Source organism: Bordetella sp. 2513F2, assembly GCF_054642735.1.
The window spans coordinates 2465138-2478217 of record NZ_CM137755.1; the positions used below are offsets into that span (position 1 = coordinate 2465138).

Genomic DNA, 13080 nt, shown 5'->3' on the forward strand with positions numbered 1-13080 from the left:
CGTGGCAACGTCCAATACCATCGACCTCTCACAGTTGCCGGCTCCGCTAGTCGTTGAGCAGCTCGACTACGAGCGGCTGCTGGAAGCCCGTAAGGCGCGCATCATCGCCCTTTTTGCCGCCGACGAGCAGACAGCCGTAGCGGGGGCTTTGGCGCTCGAGTCCGAGCCCATGACGATACTGGTGCAGGAAAACACCGAGCGCGAGCTCATCCTGCGCCAGCGCGTCAACGACGCGGCGCGCGCCGTGCTGCTTGCCTTCGCCAAGGGCTCCGACCTCGAGCACATCGCGGCCGAGTACGGGGTAAGTCGACTCACAATCAAGTCGGCCGATCCCAACACTATGCCGCCCACACCTGCGGTCATGGAAGAGGACGAAGACCTCCGCGACCGCGCTCAGCTGGCTTGGGAAGGCCTGTCCACTGCCGGCCCACGTGGCGCCTATGAGTTCCATGCACGCTCGGCCCACGGCCTGGTCGCCGACGCAAGCGCCATAAGCCCTGAACCCTGCGACATTGTGGTGTCGGTCCTCTCCCGTGAGGGGGACGGCACAGCATCGGAAGAAGTCTTATCGGCCGTACGTGCTGCGCTATCGGACGAGGACGTGCGCCCGCTGGGCGACCGGGTGACGGTGCAATCTTCCCAGATCATTCAGTACAACGTCGTCGCCCGACTCTACCTCAAGGGCAACGGCCCCGGCCAGGAGGTTACGCAGCAGACGGCAATATCCGCGTGCGCGGCCTACGTGCAGCGGCCACGCCGCCAGGGCGTCTCCATTTGGCGTTCCGCGCTCACCGCCGCGCTGCACGTCGAAGGCGTCGACCACCTGGAACTTCTGGAGCCCGCTACCGACATTCTGCTGGACAGCACGCAGGCGGGCACCTGCATGTCGTTGAACGTCACTATCGCAGAGCAAGGCAATGGCTGATCCTGAAACCATGCTGCCGCCCGGCTCTACGCCCCTCGAGCGCAACCTGGCGCAAGGCATGGCCGCCATCGCGGAAGTACCGGTGCCACTGCGCAGTCTGCGTCGCAGTGCCACGTGCCCGGCGTCCCTTCTGACTTGGCTGGCCTGGGAGCGCTCTGTTGACCGGTGGGACGACGCTTGGAGCGAAGAGGCCAAGCGCGGCGCCGTCGCCAACTCGTTCTTCGTGCACAAGCACAAAGGCACCATCGGGGCGCTACGCCGCGTCGTGGAGCCGCTGGGCTACCTACTGGAAGTCACCGAATGGTGGCAAATGCAGCCCGAGGGCAGGCGCGGCACGTTTCAACTCTCCATTGGCGTCCTGAACAACGGCGTGACGGATTCGATGTACGCCGAGCTGGAGCGGCTGATTGACGACGCAAAGCGCCTGAGCCAGCACTTGATTGGCCTGGCCATCACCCTGGAAGTACGCACTGAGGCGAATCACGCGGTGGCCTCCTATGACGGCGACGTGCTGACTGTCTATCCCTACCAGCCTACCGAGATCAGCGTCTCCGCGATGACCTCCTACGGCGTACGAGACCACACCATCGACACCTTGACGGTATACCCGCAATGACTACCTACTACGGCATCCTCACCCGCATTGGGGAAGCGAAGCAGGCCAACGCACTGGCCCTGCGTATCCCGCTGGAGATCACGGAGCTAGCCGTCGGCGACGGCGGCGGCAACGACGCACCGGTACCGACACCCGACCGCGAGCAGTTGGCGCTTCTGGGAGAGTGGCGCAAAGCGCCCCTCAACCGGCTGTATCCGGACACCAACAACGCCAACTACCTCATCGCAGAACAGGTGCTGCCCGAGTCGGTTGGCGGGCGCTGGATCCGCACCATGGGCCTGTACGACAAGGACGGCGACCTCATAGCCGTGTGCAACTGCCCGCCCACCTACAAGCCCCTGCTGGAGGAAGGATCTGGGCGCACGCAGGTGGTGCGCATGGTCATCATGGTGGCCAGCACCGCAGCGTTCATGCTAAAGATCGACCCCGCGGTGGTGCTGGCCACGCGCGATTATGTGGACGAGTCCATCAAGAATCAGGCGCGCGCCACAGAGACGGCATTCGGGCTGGTGACATTCGCAACCAAGGCGGAAACAGTTGAGGCAACGGAGCGGGCCAAAGCCGTAACTCCCGCCGGGCTCGTGGGCCTGATGCCCTGTCGCGGCATCGCTGTCTACAACACGCCCGGCACGTTCTCGTTCGCTCGGCCCTCAGGCTGCGACCATGCCCTGGTCTACGTCACGGGAGCGGGCGCGGGCGGAGGCGGCAGCGCGAGCGAGCGCGCAGGCGGCGGCGGTGCAGGCGGGACGGCTTTTATGCGCGTCACCTTCACCGACGAGACCACAGTTGCCGTCACCGTCGGCCGTGGCGGCTCGGGCGGGCCGCTGGGATTCAGCGGGGGAAACGGCGGAACCTCCAGCTTTGGCGCATTTTGCTCCGCCACGGGCGGCGTAGGTGGCGGTGTCATCAAAGGCGCGCCGGCTGGTGGCGCCGGCGGCACGGCAACCGGGGGAGACCTACTGCTGGCAGGCGGCGCAGGCAGCGACGGCGTACCGGATGCCTTTGGCACCGGCCTAGGCATCGGCGGTGGTCATGGCGGCAGCTCCTTCTGGGGCGGTGGCGGGCGAGGAGCGAATGGCCCGGGCATGGGCGCCATTTGCCCCGGTGCCGGTGGTGGTGGTGGCGGTGCCGGTACCGGTGGCCGCGGCGCTGACGGCCTTGTGATGGTTATGTGGTGACGACTATGTGGACTCGAATCGAAAACGGCACCGTGGCCGAAATCACGGCCACCGACCCCACTGGAAGGTTTCACCCTTCCCTGGTCTGGATCCCTTGCCCTGACGGCATTGAGTGCGGCTGGATCTACGCCAATGGCGAATTCTCCCCGCCGCCGCCGCCCTCGCCCCCCGTTCCCGAACGAGTCACGCGCCGCCAAGGCTGCCTAGCCCTGCTCGATGCCGGCCTGCTCGATGAAGTGGAGGCCAAGATTGCGGCAATTGCCGATCTGGCGCAGCAGCGCGCGGCTCAGATCGAGTACGAGGCAGCCACCTGGGAGCGTAGCAACAGTTTCCTGCAGAGCATGTGGGAGAGCCTGGGTGGCACGCCGGAAGGACTTGACCAGATGTTCATCGCGGCCGCATCGAAATAGCAGGTATCCGTTAGCAGATACCCGGCACCGCCGGTCCCTATACCCCAACTGTGAAATCCTGAGTAACATCTAGTAATTCATAGCAGCCAAGGGGGACAACATGCCTAGGAGAAGACGTTCGCACGAAGGCTACGGCGGCTTTCTCCTGACGTTCGAACCCGGCAGGGCGGAGTGGCTAGCAGAGCGGCTGCCCCCAGGCTTGGAAGAGTCTACATGGAGCGAGACATTCTCTTCGCGAGACTGGGAGCTTGAGCAGCGTGAACTGGTGTGCCTGATGGATCCTATGCGACCCGAATCGACAGTCTGCGCCGTTGCATTAATGGAGAGGATGCACGGAAATGGGGGCTTCGCAACGCTAAAAATGCGTTTTACACGGATACTAGCATTCGAAGACGGTGTATCTCTCTCTGAGCTGGGTCTAGAAAGCCTTGAAGCATCGGTTTCGACTCGAAACTCGATGAAGCGTATCAACGAGTCTACATGGAATCACTTGCTGATGCGGCTGAAGCAAGCAAGGCAAAGGGACGCGAATCACCTAGACGCTCTTATAGCTGCACGTCAGGCTGAACATCGATTGCTCGGGGGTACGCCACGCTATGCACGGCTAAACGAGCAGCGAGATGCTCTTGGCCTAGCACTCGATATCGGCCACCTGGACCGCCGCTCGGTGTTGGAATCCATCGCGCCAGAGAAAGCCCCCGAAGCTCAGTCAATGCTCGACCTCCTAGATGACTCGATTCGGCCCCAAGAACGCAGCCTGCTAGAACACGACGGCATGCTTTTTGAACTGCTCCTCGACAAGGCACCACATAGATCCATCACCATCTCTAACGACCGTGGCTATTCAGTATCCGTGAAGATCACCGACCACACCAACCTAGAGGCGGTTTTAGGAACCGATCTTCTTATATACAACGCACGGTTTAATAGCTTCCTACTCCTGCAGTACAAAAAAATGGCTAAGGTCCAGAGTACTTGGAGTTATGCGATCCCTCCTTCCGCTAACCTGCGTCTACAACTGCGCCGGATGTTGACGCTCCAGTCTGCTATAAACCGCCAAGTCACCAATTCTTCCTCACGGCCACAGTCACTATGGAACTATCGACTAAATAACGACCCTTGCTATTTCAAATTCTGCGAAGAGTTCCGCCCTAATGCTCGGGATGCAAGTCTAGTCCCAGGAATTACGATACCTGCAGCTCAACTCGACGCCTTTCTGGATCTACCTGAGGCTCGCGGCCAAAATGGCGGCCTATCGGTGGGCTACAACAACTGCCCCCGATATCTCAATAATACGGAGTTCATCGATCTCGCCAGATCGGGTTGGATTGGCGGGGGGGAACACTGCTTCGAGTTGATGCAAAGCATATTGAAAGCCAATGCTCAAGGCGACCACGCTACGGTAGTGGCAATCCTCGATGGCCCCCAACACACGTCTGCCTCAGAGCGCAGGTGGTGGACGTAGAAGACCCGCGCTGTTCTTGCCCTTGTGGCCAGAACGGAAACCTCCAGCAGGAGATACAAGATGAGCACGCTATTTTTTATCATTATCCTGGTGCTTTTAGCTAGCTTCTTTGTTTTTTATAAATCCATCAAGAAAAGGGCGGAACTGAGACGAAAGGCTCGAGCAACCTACAACGACATAAGGGCAGCGGTCAATCTCTGGGCATTTGACCGCAACGATGTAGACAAGAGAACCCTGGCGCTAGCTGCGCTGGAAATCTACGAAACTTGGCATAAGCGCGCAATGCTGCTACCCATAACGTACCAACACACAACCCCAGAAGGGTTCGAACTAATTGACGAGTGGCGAAAGATCCTCGAAGAGGAGGAGCGTGCCGCTGCGGACTGGGTGTCCCTTGGCCGAGGAAGCGTCGCCGCGATGACATTTAGAGAATACATCACGGAGCTGCGCGAACTACGTCAACATACTGATATCAGCTCCTGAATGACACGTACCGACGATATTCCGGTACACCGAGATACGGTCGCGAAATGTCTGATTCTAATATTGACAGCTTAAGACGGCAGTTCCGGCTCGACCTCGAGGCCGCATGTGAGGCTTGCATTCAGTACTATGGGATAAAGTTCAAAAGACAGCAACCAACACTTAGCTCCCCGTTAAGTCGTTGGCTGGAGTATCGACTCCGGCAGATCGACCCAATCCCTCGCACCATCAGGTATTCCAACCGTTTCCCGAGGCCACTGCCTAAAAAAAATAGACGAGGCCGAGAGGTGTTAGAAAGGAAGATTCTTTTGGGTGCTGATATCAATCCATATCAGAGCCGAGGGCTGATGGAGAACGACTTAAGTTCCCGTCGTTCCGGGGAGAGGACCGATAGGCTATGGGCTGATTGGGGAATCAGTCACCTACACCTCACAGACGAAGAGCCCGCCACCGGAGAATACTTCGCCCCTCGGTCGGACTGGCACTTGCTTGTAATGGTCGTGGCAAATGAGGTGTGGTTTCTGGACGCGGTACCCCACCTAAAAGGGGAACAATATTCGGAGATCGATCTCCTCGATATCGTCGTGGAGAATTGGCCGGATCACATGGCCCGGTATGGGCTTAGGGGGATACTCTCTGGATCAAACATCACGGCGCAACAACGGGAGCGGTTCCGCAGGAGTGGCGTCAACTCCCTAATCACTATTCGAGGCAAGACGTATATAGGTCCAAATTTTGGCCTGACTACCGCTGCTACCCCACTTGCGGTAACTAGTACCGCGGACCAAATGCTTGGCGCCGCTGACACTTTGGCCCAGTGGGTCTGCGATCCAAACACCGTTGCGGCACATCCATCGCTGGTGGCTGACATCGACAATCCTAATTACAGACTAGGAATAATGCCGCACGGAATAGTTATTACTGAAGAAGCCAGCAAAAGGGCCTTTCTACTGCCATCAGCGTGGAGTTGTGTATCCCATTTGGAATACTTGTTTCCTTCTTGGGTTAGGCACTCTGTTATCAACGATCATTAGCGCTCGAGTCAATAGCCTCCCGCATACTCCTGCCACGCAGCTGCGAGCTGTCCCTAGCGCCCCTGCGCACTGACGGAGTCCGATTCTGTTCGGAGTTGGGGCGCCGTAACGACTTCTAGAGGTTGAACTTTATCGCTCATTGTGGATGCGGCTCATACACCGCAAATGAGCTGCCCGCGCGCGCGCGAAACGCCAAACTGGCGCCACGTTCCCCTGGTGCATCGAGCACCCCAAACACACGAGGGCTACATGGCTGCCGACTCCTATCACCACGGCGTGCGCGTTATCGAAGTTGACGACGGCACGCGCCCAATTCGCACTGTCTCAACCGCCGTTGTCGGCTTCGTGGCTACTGCCGATGACGCCGACCCGGTCACCTTTCCGCTGAATACCCCCGTCCTGGCGACCAACATCCGCGCTGCTGCAGGCAAGGCCGGCGACACCGGAACGCTGGCGCGCACGCTGGAAGCCATCGGCGCGCAGACCAACCCAGCGACCGTCATCGTGCGCGTTCCCCAGGGCGAGACCGAAGCGGAAACCACCTCCAACGTGATCGGCGGCACCGACGCCAACGGCCGCTACACCGGCATGCGCGCACTACTCGCGGCCCAGAGCAGTGGGCCGCTCGTCAAGCCGCGTATTCTGGGCGCGCCGGGCCTGGAGACGCCGGCGGTGGCTGCGCAGCTGGCCACCATCGCGCAAGCACTCCGCGGATTCGCATATGCCGGCGCCTGGAACTGCAACACCAAGGAAGACGTCGCCGCTTACCGCGAAACCTTCGGCCAACGCGAGCTGATGCTCATCTGGCCAAACTTCCTGGGCTGGGACACCGCCACCAACTCCGAAGCGGCGATATCGGCGTCCGCCACTGCGCTGGGCTTGCGGGCAAAGATTGACCAGGAGACCGGCTGGCACAAGACCCTCTCCAATGTCGTCGTCAACGGCGTAACAGGCATCGACAAGCCGGTCTACTGGGATCTTCAAGACCCTGCTACCGACGCCGGCTACCTCAACGAGAAAGACGTCACGGTACTCATCAACAAGACCGGCTTCCGCTTTTGGGGCAGCCGCACATGCGCGGGTCCCCAGAGCCTCTACCCTTTCGAGAACTACACGCGCACCGCGCAAATCATCGCCGACACCATGGCGGAAGCGCATATGTGGGCGGCGGACCAGCCCATGCACCCCTCGCTAGTCCGCGACATCATCGAAGGCATCAACAGCAAGTTCCGCACGTGGAAAAACCAGGGCTACATCCTCGACGGATCCGCCTGGTACGACGACGAGCCCAACACCAAGGAAACGCTCAAGTCGGGGCAGCTCTATCTGGACTACGACTACACGCCGGTTCCGCCCGCCGAGAACATCGTGTTCCGCCAGCGGATCACCGACCGCTATCTGCTCGATTTCAGCCAGCGGATCAACGCCTAACGCGGCGGGCCGGTCGCCTTAACGGCCCGGCCGCTTCCTCCCTACCCCTGGAGTATTCATCATGGGCATGCCCAGCAAACTGAAGAATCTCAATCTTTACAACGATGGCGCCAGCTACCTCGGCGAAATCGCCTCTTTCACACCTCCGAAACTCTCACGCAAGATGGAGGCCTATCGCGCGGCCGGCATGCTCGGCGCTGCACATGCCGACTTCGGCCTGGACGACGACGCGCTGCAGGTGGAGTGGTCGGTGGGCGGTTACGTCAAGCAGGTACTGCAGCAATACGGCGCCACGGGCGTGGACGGCGTGCAGCTGCGCTTTGCCCAGGCATACCAACGCGACGACACCGAAGACGTCGATACCGTGGAGATCGTCCTGCGTGGCCGCCATTCGGAGCTCGACCGTGGCGACGCGAAGGTGGGCGACGACACGGAATGGAAGATCACCACGAAATGCACCTACTACAAGGAGACGCTGAACGGCGAAACCCTGCTGGAGATTGACCTGTTCAACCTGGTCTACATGGTCAACGGCGTGGACAAGCAAGAGGCCATCCGCCGCGCCATCGGCATGTAACCCAATTGGAGCATCGCATGGAACATACCAACCAATCCACCGAGCACGTCCAGTCGCCCGCAGCCGCCAGCCAGGACGCCGGCGCGCAGACCGTCACCCTGGACGAGCCGATCCGCCGCGGCGACCAAGTCATCGAACGGCTGACCATCCGCAAGCCGACGTCCGGCGCCCTGCGTGGTGTCACCTTGGTGGCCCTGTCGCAAATCGACGTCATCGCCCTGCAGACCGTGCTCCCGCGTATTTGCGAGCCGATCCTCACCAAACAGGAGATCGCCAATCTGGATCCGGCCGACCTGATGGCGGTGGGCGCGACGGTGGCCAGTTTTTTCATGTCCAAGGCGGACCGCGCCGCCTTCCAAATTGCGTAGAGGACGCGATGGCGGACATCGCCGCGGTATTCCACTGGCCGCCGAAGGCGATGTACGACCTCTACCCCGAGGAACTGATGGAGTGGCGCGAGCGTGCGCGGGTGCGCTCGCAGCCTGAGTAACGATGGACAAGAATCTGCAGCTGCGCATCATCGCGGCAATGCAAGACAAGCTCTCGGCTCCGCTTTCCCGGATCCGGGGCCGCTCCGTCGCCTCGGCCCGCAGCATGAGCGACCTGCGCGATCGCCTCAAGGCGCTATCCGCGACCCAACGCGATGTAGGGCGCTTCACCGAGCTGGCCCGTGGGCTCCAGGCAACCCGCAGCGAGCTGTCGTCCGCGCAGCAGCGTGTCGCTGAGCTCGCACGCCAGATGCAGGCCACAACGGCGCCAACCCAAGCCATGCGCCGGAAGTTCGATGTCGCGGTGCGCAGCGCTCAGCAGCTCAAGGCGCGCCACGGCGAGCAAGCGCGCGAACTGCAGCAGCTGCGCAGCCGCCTACACGACGCCGGCATTTCCACCGGGAAATTGGTGCAGCACGAGCGAGACCTGCGCCAGCGCATCCTGCAGACCAACCAGGCACTCAACCAGCAGGCCGCGCGCCTCAAGGCAACCGCCGCACAGCAACAGCGGCTGGCTTCTGCCAAGGAACGAATGGACCGCATGCGCGGCGCAGCCGGCTCCATGGCTGGCACCGGTGTCGCCGCCACAGCCGCCGGCGGCGCAGGCCTCTACACTGCCGCCCGCTTCCTGGCGCCCGGACTCGACTTCGATGTGAGCATGAGCCGCGTTCAGGCACTGGCGCGCCTCGAGAAAGACAGCCCCGAGGCGCAAATGCTCCGGGCACAGGCACGCCAGCTTGGGGCGTCTACCCAATTCACGGCGGGGCAGGCGGCGGACGCGCAGGGCTTCCTGGCCATGGCGGGCTTTCGCCCGGATGCCATCCAGGCGGCCATGCCCGGCATGCTCTCGCTGGCCAAGGCGGGCGATACCGATTTGGCCCAGACCGCTGATATCGGCTCCAATATCCTCACCGGCTTCAACCTGCAGGCCTCTGAAATGGGCCGCGTCGGCGATGTGCTGGTCGGCGCGTTTACCCGCTCGAATACCAGCCTGTACCTCCTGGGCGAAACGATGAAGTACGTCGCGCCCGTGGCTGCTGGCGTGGGCCAGGACATCGAGACGATGGCGGCCATGGCGGGCAAGCTGGGGGACGCCGGCATCCAGGGCAGCATGGGTGGCACCGCACTGCGCGCGATTGTGAGCCGCTTGGCGGCGCCGCCGAAGATGGCCGCCGATGCACTGGCCGAGCTGAATATCCAGACAAAAGACGCCGCCGGGAACCTCCGGGATCTCCCGACTATCCTCCGCGAGATCCACAGGCGGACACAGAACATGGGCACCGCCCAACGCTCTGGCCTATTCAAGGCCATCGCGGGCGAAGAGGCCTTCAGTGGCCTGCAGGTGCTCGTCAACCAGGCCGGTAGCGGCGAGCTCCAGAAGTTCGTCGCCACACTGCGCCAGTCGGCCGGAGAGGCCGACCGCACCGCCGCAAAGATGGCCGACAACCTGCGGGGCGATCTTGACGCCATGAGCAGCGCCTGGGAGGACTTCGGCATTGGGATCGAAGAGCAAGAGGACGGCGCTCTGCGCAGGCTCGTGCAAGGTATCACTGGCGCCATCGGCCACATCGCACGCTGGACCCAGGCCAACCCTCAGCTGACCAGCTCCATCTTCCGCGTAGGTGCCGTACTCGCTGCGGTGGTGGCCATCATGGGAACGCTGACGCTGGCGCTGGCCAGCCTTGTCGGGCCGTTTGCCATCTTCCAGTATGGGATGACCCTTCTCGGGGCCCGCGCACCTATTGCCGGCCGCGCCCTCGGCGTCCTGGCCAGCGCAATCCGGCTCGTCGGCACCGTCGTCGTCTGGCTCGGCCGAGCCTTGTTGACCAACCCACTTGCCCTGGCCATCACAGCTATCGGGCTAGCGGCCTACTCGATCTACCGGTACTGGGGGCCGATCAAGGGCTTTTTCTCTACCCTATGGGACTCGGTGAAGCAGGTATTCTCCGGCGGGCTCGGCGGCATTGTTGCCTTGCTCGCTGACTGGTCACCACTGGGCGTCGTGTATCGCGGCATATCCGCTGGATTGTCGGCGCTGGGCATCGAGCTGCCAGCGAAGTTCTCCGACTTCGGATCCATGCTGATGCAAGGGCTTATCAACGGAGTCGTGAGCATGGCTGGCGCCGTGCGGGAGACGATTTCCAACATGGGCGGCAGCGTCGTGTCATGGTTCAAGGACAAGCTGGGCATCCAATCTCCCAGCCGCGTCATGATGGAAATGGGCGGCTATGTCGCCGAAGGCGCCGCGCTCGGCATCACTCGGCAGCAGCCGACCGCGGTAAAGGCGGCTCAAGCCCTGGCCGCCTCCGTGGCGCTGAGTGCGGGGCCTGTGGCGGCTGCGGACACGCCGCCAGATCGCCTGTTCGATACGCGGACGGCCGTGGCCACCGCGCCGGCCGCGCAGCCGCCGGTCTCCATCCAGGGAGACACCATCACGCTGCACATCTCGGTGGCGTCCGGCAATCCGCAGGATATCGCCCGTGCGGTGGAAGACGCGTTGCGCCGGCGTGATGCCGAGAAAGGCGCTCGCCTGCGCTCGGCGCTGCGCGACATTGATTAGGAGAAGTCACCATGATGATGGCGCTGGGCATGTTCGTATTCAGCCTGCCCACCCTTGCGTATCAATCCCTGCGGCGCCGTACCGAATGGCGGCATCCGTCTAACACCCGAATGGGAAGCATGCCGGGATACCAGTTTGTCGGCAAAGGACAGGATGCCATTACGCTGGGCGGCGTCCTCATTCCCGAGCTGGCCGGCTCGGCAGGGTCCCTGACCCTACTGCGGCGCATGGCCGACACCGGCAAGGCATACGTGCTGGTCGACGGCTCGGGCACTGTCTATGGCGCCTGGGTTATCAGCAGCATGGAAGAGGACCAATCCCTCTTCTACGTCAATGGCCAGCCCATGCGGGTGGAGTTCACCATCAACCTCCAATGCGTGGACGATACCCAAGCACGCACGCTGCTCGATGACCTGCAGCTGCCTATAAGCAGCATGGACGGCTCGGTGCTGGATTGGAGCCTGTAATGCCCTCTCCCCACCTCACGGGTCACCGCACACCCGCCTGGCGCGTGACGCTAGACGGTCGCGATGTCTCCGCCAAGATCCGCCCACGGCTCATGCAGCTATCGCTGACGGAATGCCGCAGCGATGAAGCCGACCAACTCGAGATCCAGTTGGACGACAGCGACGGGCAGCTGGCGATACCGGCGCGCGGAGTGGTCGTGCGCTTGGCCCTGGGCTGGCAAGATACCGGCCTGGTCGACAAAGGAGAATTCACGGTGGACGAGGTGGAGTATTCGGGGCCACCCGACACCGTGACAATTCGGGCGCGCAGTGCCGACATGCGTTCGGCGCTGCGCACGCGTAACGAGCGCAGCTTTCACGACAAGACCATCGCGGAGATTGTCGCCACCATCGCCGAGGACCATGGCCTGACCCCTGTTGTCGGCAGCTTCGGCCCGGTCAAGGTGGCACATATCGACCAGACCAACGAATCCGATGCGGCGTTTCTGGCCCGCATCGGCAAACGCTACGATGCGGTCGCCACGATCAAAGACAAGCGCCTGCTCTTCCTGCCGGTGGCGCAGGGCCAGACCGCCAGTGGCAAGGAAACCCCCACCATCACCCTGCAGCGCGGAGACGGCGACCGGATACGCTTTCATGCCGCTGACCGGAATTCTTACACCGGCGTGCGGGCCTACTGGCAGGACAAGGCAAAGGCGCAACGGCGCAGCGTGCTGTATGGCGTCAGCGGCAACGCCAAACGGTTGAAAACCCTGTTTGGCAACGAAGCCGACGCGCTGGCCAACGCGAAGGCCGAATGGGAGCGCATCCAGCGCGGCGTGGCCACGTTCGAGATGGACTTGGCTTTCGGGCGGCCCGACCTGATCCCGCAGAGCCGCCTCGTGGTAACCAACCTGAAGAATCCGCTCGGAACGTACACCTGGCTGATCGCACGCCTGGCGCATAGCCTCAACGACAACGGCCTGACTACTCGCCTTGAGGCGGAGACGGCAGAGGCCGCGGAGATGCGCGACCAGGGCGACGCCGGCCGCGCACCGGTGTCCGAAACGGACGACGCAGATTAACTATCTGTCTATTTTTATCTTATGTAGTTACAACTACGGCAAAATTTTTTGCGCGCTTTGGGCGGACGCTTATGGTCGACAACCACATCTAGCTTCAGCACCACGCATGCCTCGCTAATCTGCACGTTGTTGTTGCCCCGGATCACCTGGCTGACGGCAGGACCCGCCAGCAATTGCATGTTCCCATCCCCGATAATTTCCTGATTGGCGGCCTCTGCCGACGACGCAGTTGCCGCACTGCGCTCGGGGTCCGCATCTTGCAGAGCGGCCCGCAGCGTGCGCAACACATCGTCGGCCTTGTGAGCCTCGGGGCGCTCGAACTGCAGGACCTTCGATTGCTTGTCTTCGTACATCTTCCTTCCTTTGCAAGCAGCCGGCTCCA

General features: G+C 62.0%; 14 protein-coding genes. 13 read left to right on the top strand and 1 reads right to left on the bottom strand.

What is annotated here, in order from left to right:
• The first annotated feature begins 1 nt into the window (after nucleotide 1).
• The 13 genes from ACYBYQ_RS11665 to ACYBYQ_RS11725 all read left to right on the top strand — a co-directional run bounded on the left by ACYBYQ_RS11665 (nucleotide 2) and on the right by ACYBYQ_RS11725 (nucleotide 12698).
• Nucleotides 2–925, top strand: coding sequence for a baseplate assembly protein (locus ACYBYQ_RS11665; RefSeq protein WP_459614359.1), 924 nt, complete (start codon nucleotides 2–4; stop codon nucleotides 923–925).
• Entirely contained in the window at nucleotides 918–1541 is a 624-nt protein-coding gene (locus ACYBYQ_RS11670) for a phage tail protein I (protein WP_459614360.1), read from the top strand. Before ACYBYQ_RS11665 ends, ACYBYQ_RS11670 begins: the two co-directional genes overlap by 8 nt.
• Nucleotides 1538–2719, top strand: coding sequence for a phage tail protein (locus ACYBYQ_RS11675; protein ID WP_459614361.1), 1182 nt, complete (start codon nucleotides 1538–1540; stop codon nucleotides 2717–2719). The genes ACYBYQ_RS11670 and ACYBYQ_RS11675 overlap by 4 nt, the downstream gene beginning before the upstream one ends.
• A gap of 5 nt (nucleotides 2720–2724) precedes the next feature.
• Nucleotides 2725–3129, top strand: a complete 405-nt coding sequence (locus tag ACYBYQ_RS11680; RefSeq protein ID WP_459614362.1) for a hypothetical protein — start codon at nucleotides 2725–2727, stop codon at nucleotides 3127–3129.
• Between the two features lie 457 nt (nucleotides 3130–3586).
• Nucleotides 3587–4594, top strand: a complete 1008-nt coding sequence (locus ACYBYQ_RS11685; RefSeq protein ID WP_459614363.1) for a hypothetical protein — start codon at nucleotides 3587–3589, stop codon at nucleotides 4592–4594.
• A gap of 60 nt (nucleotides 4595–4654) precedes the next feature.
• Nucleotides 4655–5077, top strand: coding sequence for a hypothetical protein (locus ACYBYQ_RS11690; RefSeq protein ID WP_459614364.1), 423 nt, complete (start codon nucleotides 4655–4657; stop codon nucleotides 5075–5077).
• Nucleotides 5078–6360: 1283 nt separating this feature from the next.
• Nucleotides 6361–7542 carry a phage tail sheath protein gene (locus ACYBYQ_RS11695; RefSeq protein WP_459614365.1) on the top strand — a complete coding sequence of 394 codons (1182 nt, stop codon included), beginning with the start codon at nucleotides 6361–6363 and terminating at the stop codon, nucleotides 7540–7542.
• Between the two features lie 67 nt (nucleotides 7543–7609).
• Nucleotides 7610–8119 carry a phage major tail tube protein gene (locus tag ACYBYQ_RS11700; protein WP_459614366.1) on the top strand — a complete coding sequence of 170 codons (510 nt, stop codon included), beginning with the start codon at nucleotides 7610–7612 and terminating at the stop codon, nucleotides 8117–8119.
• A 17-nt stretch (nucleotides 8120–8136) separates the two neighbouring features.
• Complete coding sequence (locus ACYBYQ_RS11705; RefSeq protein ID WP_459614367.1) at nucleotides 8137–8487, top strand: phage tail assembly protein; 351 nt, start codon at nucleotides 8137–8139, stop codon at nucleotides 8485–8487.
• Between the two features lie 8 nt (nucleotides 8488–8495).
• Nucleotides 8496–8609: a GpE family phage tail protein gene (locus ACYBYQ_RS11710; RefSeq protein WP_459614368.1), complete on the top strand. Its 114-nt coding sequence runs from the start codon at nucleotides 8496–8498 to the stop codon at nucleotides 8607–8609.
• Between the two features lie 2 nt (nucleotides 8610–8611).
• Nucleotides 8612–11167, top strand: a complete 2556-nt coding sequence (locus ACYBYQ_RS11715; RefSeq protein ID WP_459614369.1) for a phage tail tape measure protein — start codon at nucleotides 8612–8614, stop codon at nucleotides 11165–11167.
• Between the two features lie 11 nt (nucleotides 11168–11178).
• Complete coding sequence (locus ACYBYQ_RS11720; RefSeq protein WP_459614370.1) at nucleotides 11179–11634, top strand: phage tail protein; 456 nt, start codon at nucleotides 11179–11181, stop codon at nucleotides 11632–11634.
• On the top strand, nucleotides 11634–12698 hold the full coding sequence (locus tag ACYBYQ_RS11725; protein WP_459614371.1) for a contractile injection system protein, VgrG/Pvc8 family: 1065 nt from the start codon (nucleotides 11634–11636) through the stop codon (nucleotides 12696–12698). Before ACYBYQ_RS11720 ends, ACYBYQ_RS11725 begins: the two co-directional genes overlap by 1 nt.
• A 14-nt stretch (nucleotides 12699–12712) precedes the next feature.
• On the opposite strand, the gene ACYBYQ_RS11730 is transcribed toward ACYBYQ_RS11725, so the two are convergent.
• On the bottom strand, nucleotides 12713–13051 hold the full coding sequence (locus tag ACYBYQ_RS11730) for a hypothetical protein (RefSeq protein WP_459614372.1): 339 nt from the start codon (nucleotides 13049–13051) through the stop codon (nucleotides 12713–12715).
• Nucleotides 13052–13080 lie beyond the last annotated feature (29 nt).

Bases quoted from the DNA above. Each gene is read 5' to 3' on its own strand.
- ACYBYQ_RS11730 (WP_459614372.1), bottom strand. From the start codon at position 13,051: ATGTACGAAGACAAGCAATCGAAGGTCCTGCAGTTCGAGCGCCCCGAG.
- ACYBYQ_RS11705 (WP_459614367.1), top strand. From the start codon at position 8,137: ATGGAACATACCAACCAATCCACCGAGCACGTCCAGTCGCCCGCAGCC.
- ACYBYQ_RS11715 (WP_459614369.1), top strand. From the start codon at position 8,612: ATGGACAAGAATCTGCAGCTGCGCATCATCGCGGCAATGCAAGACAAG.
- ACYBYQ_RS11700 (WP_459614366.1), top strand. From the start codon at position 7,610: ATGCCCAGCAAACTGAAGAATCTCAATCTTTACAACGATGGCGCCAGC.
- ACYBYQ_RS11695 (WP_459614365.1), top strand. From the start codon at position 6,361: ATGGCTGCCGACTCCTATCACCACGGCGTGCGCGTTATCGAAGTTGAC.
- ACYBYQ_RS11690 (WP_459614364.1), top strand. From the start codon at position 4,655: ATGAGCACGCTATTTTTTATCATTATCCTGGTGCTTTTAGCTAGCTTC.
- ACYBYQ_RS11680 (WP_459614362.1), top strand. From the start codon at position 2,725: ATGTGGACTCGAATCGAAAACGGCACCGTGGCCGAAATCACGGCCACC.
- ACYBYQ_RS11670 (WP_459614360.1), top strand. From the start codon at position 918: ATGGCTGATCCTGAAACCATGCTGCCGCCCGGCTCTACGCCCCTCGAG.
- ACYBYQ_RS11685 (WP_459614363.1), top strand. From the start codon at position 3,587: ATGAAGCGTATCAACGAGTCTACATGGAATCACTTGCTGATGCGGCTG.
- ACYBYQ_RS11725 (WP_459614371.1), top strand. From the start codon at position 11,634: ATGCCCTCTCCCCACCTCACGGGTCACCGCACACCCGCCTGGCGCGTG.
- ACYBYQ_RS11675 (WP_459614361.1), top strand. From the start codon at position 1,538: ATGACTACCTACTACGGCATCCTCACCCGCATTGGGGAAGCGAAGCAG.
- ACYBYQ_RS11710 (WP_459614368.1), top strand. From the start codon at position 8,496: ATGGCGGACATCGCCGCGGTATTCCACTGGCCGCCGAAGGCGATGTAC.
- ACYBYQ_RS11720 (WP_459614370.1), top strand. From the start codon at position 11,179: ATGATGATGGCGCTGGGCATGTTCGTATTCAGCCTGCCCACCCTTGCG.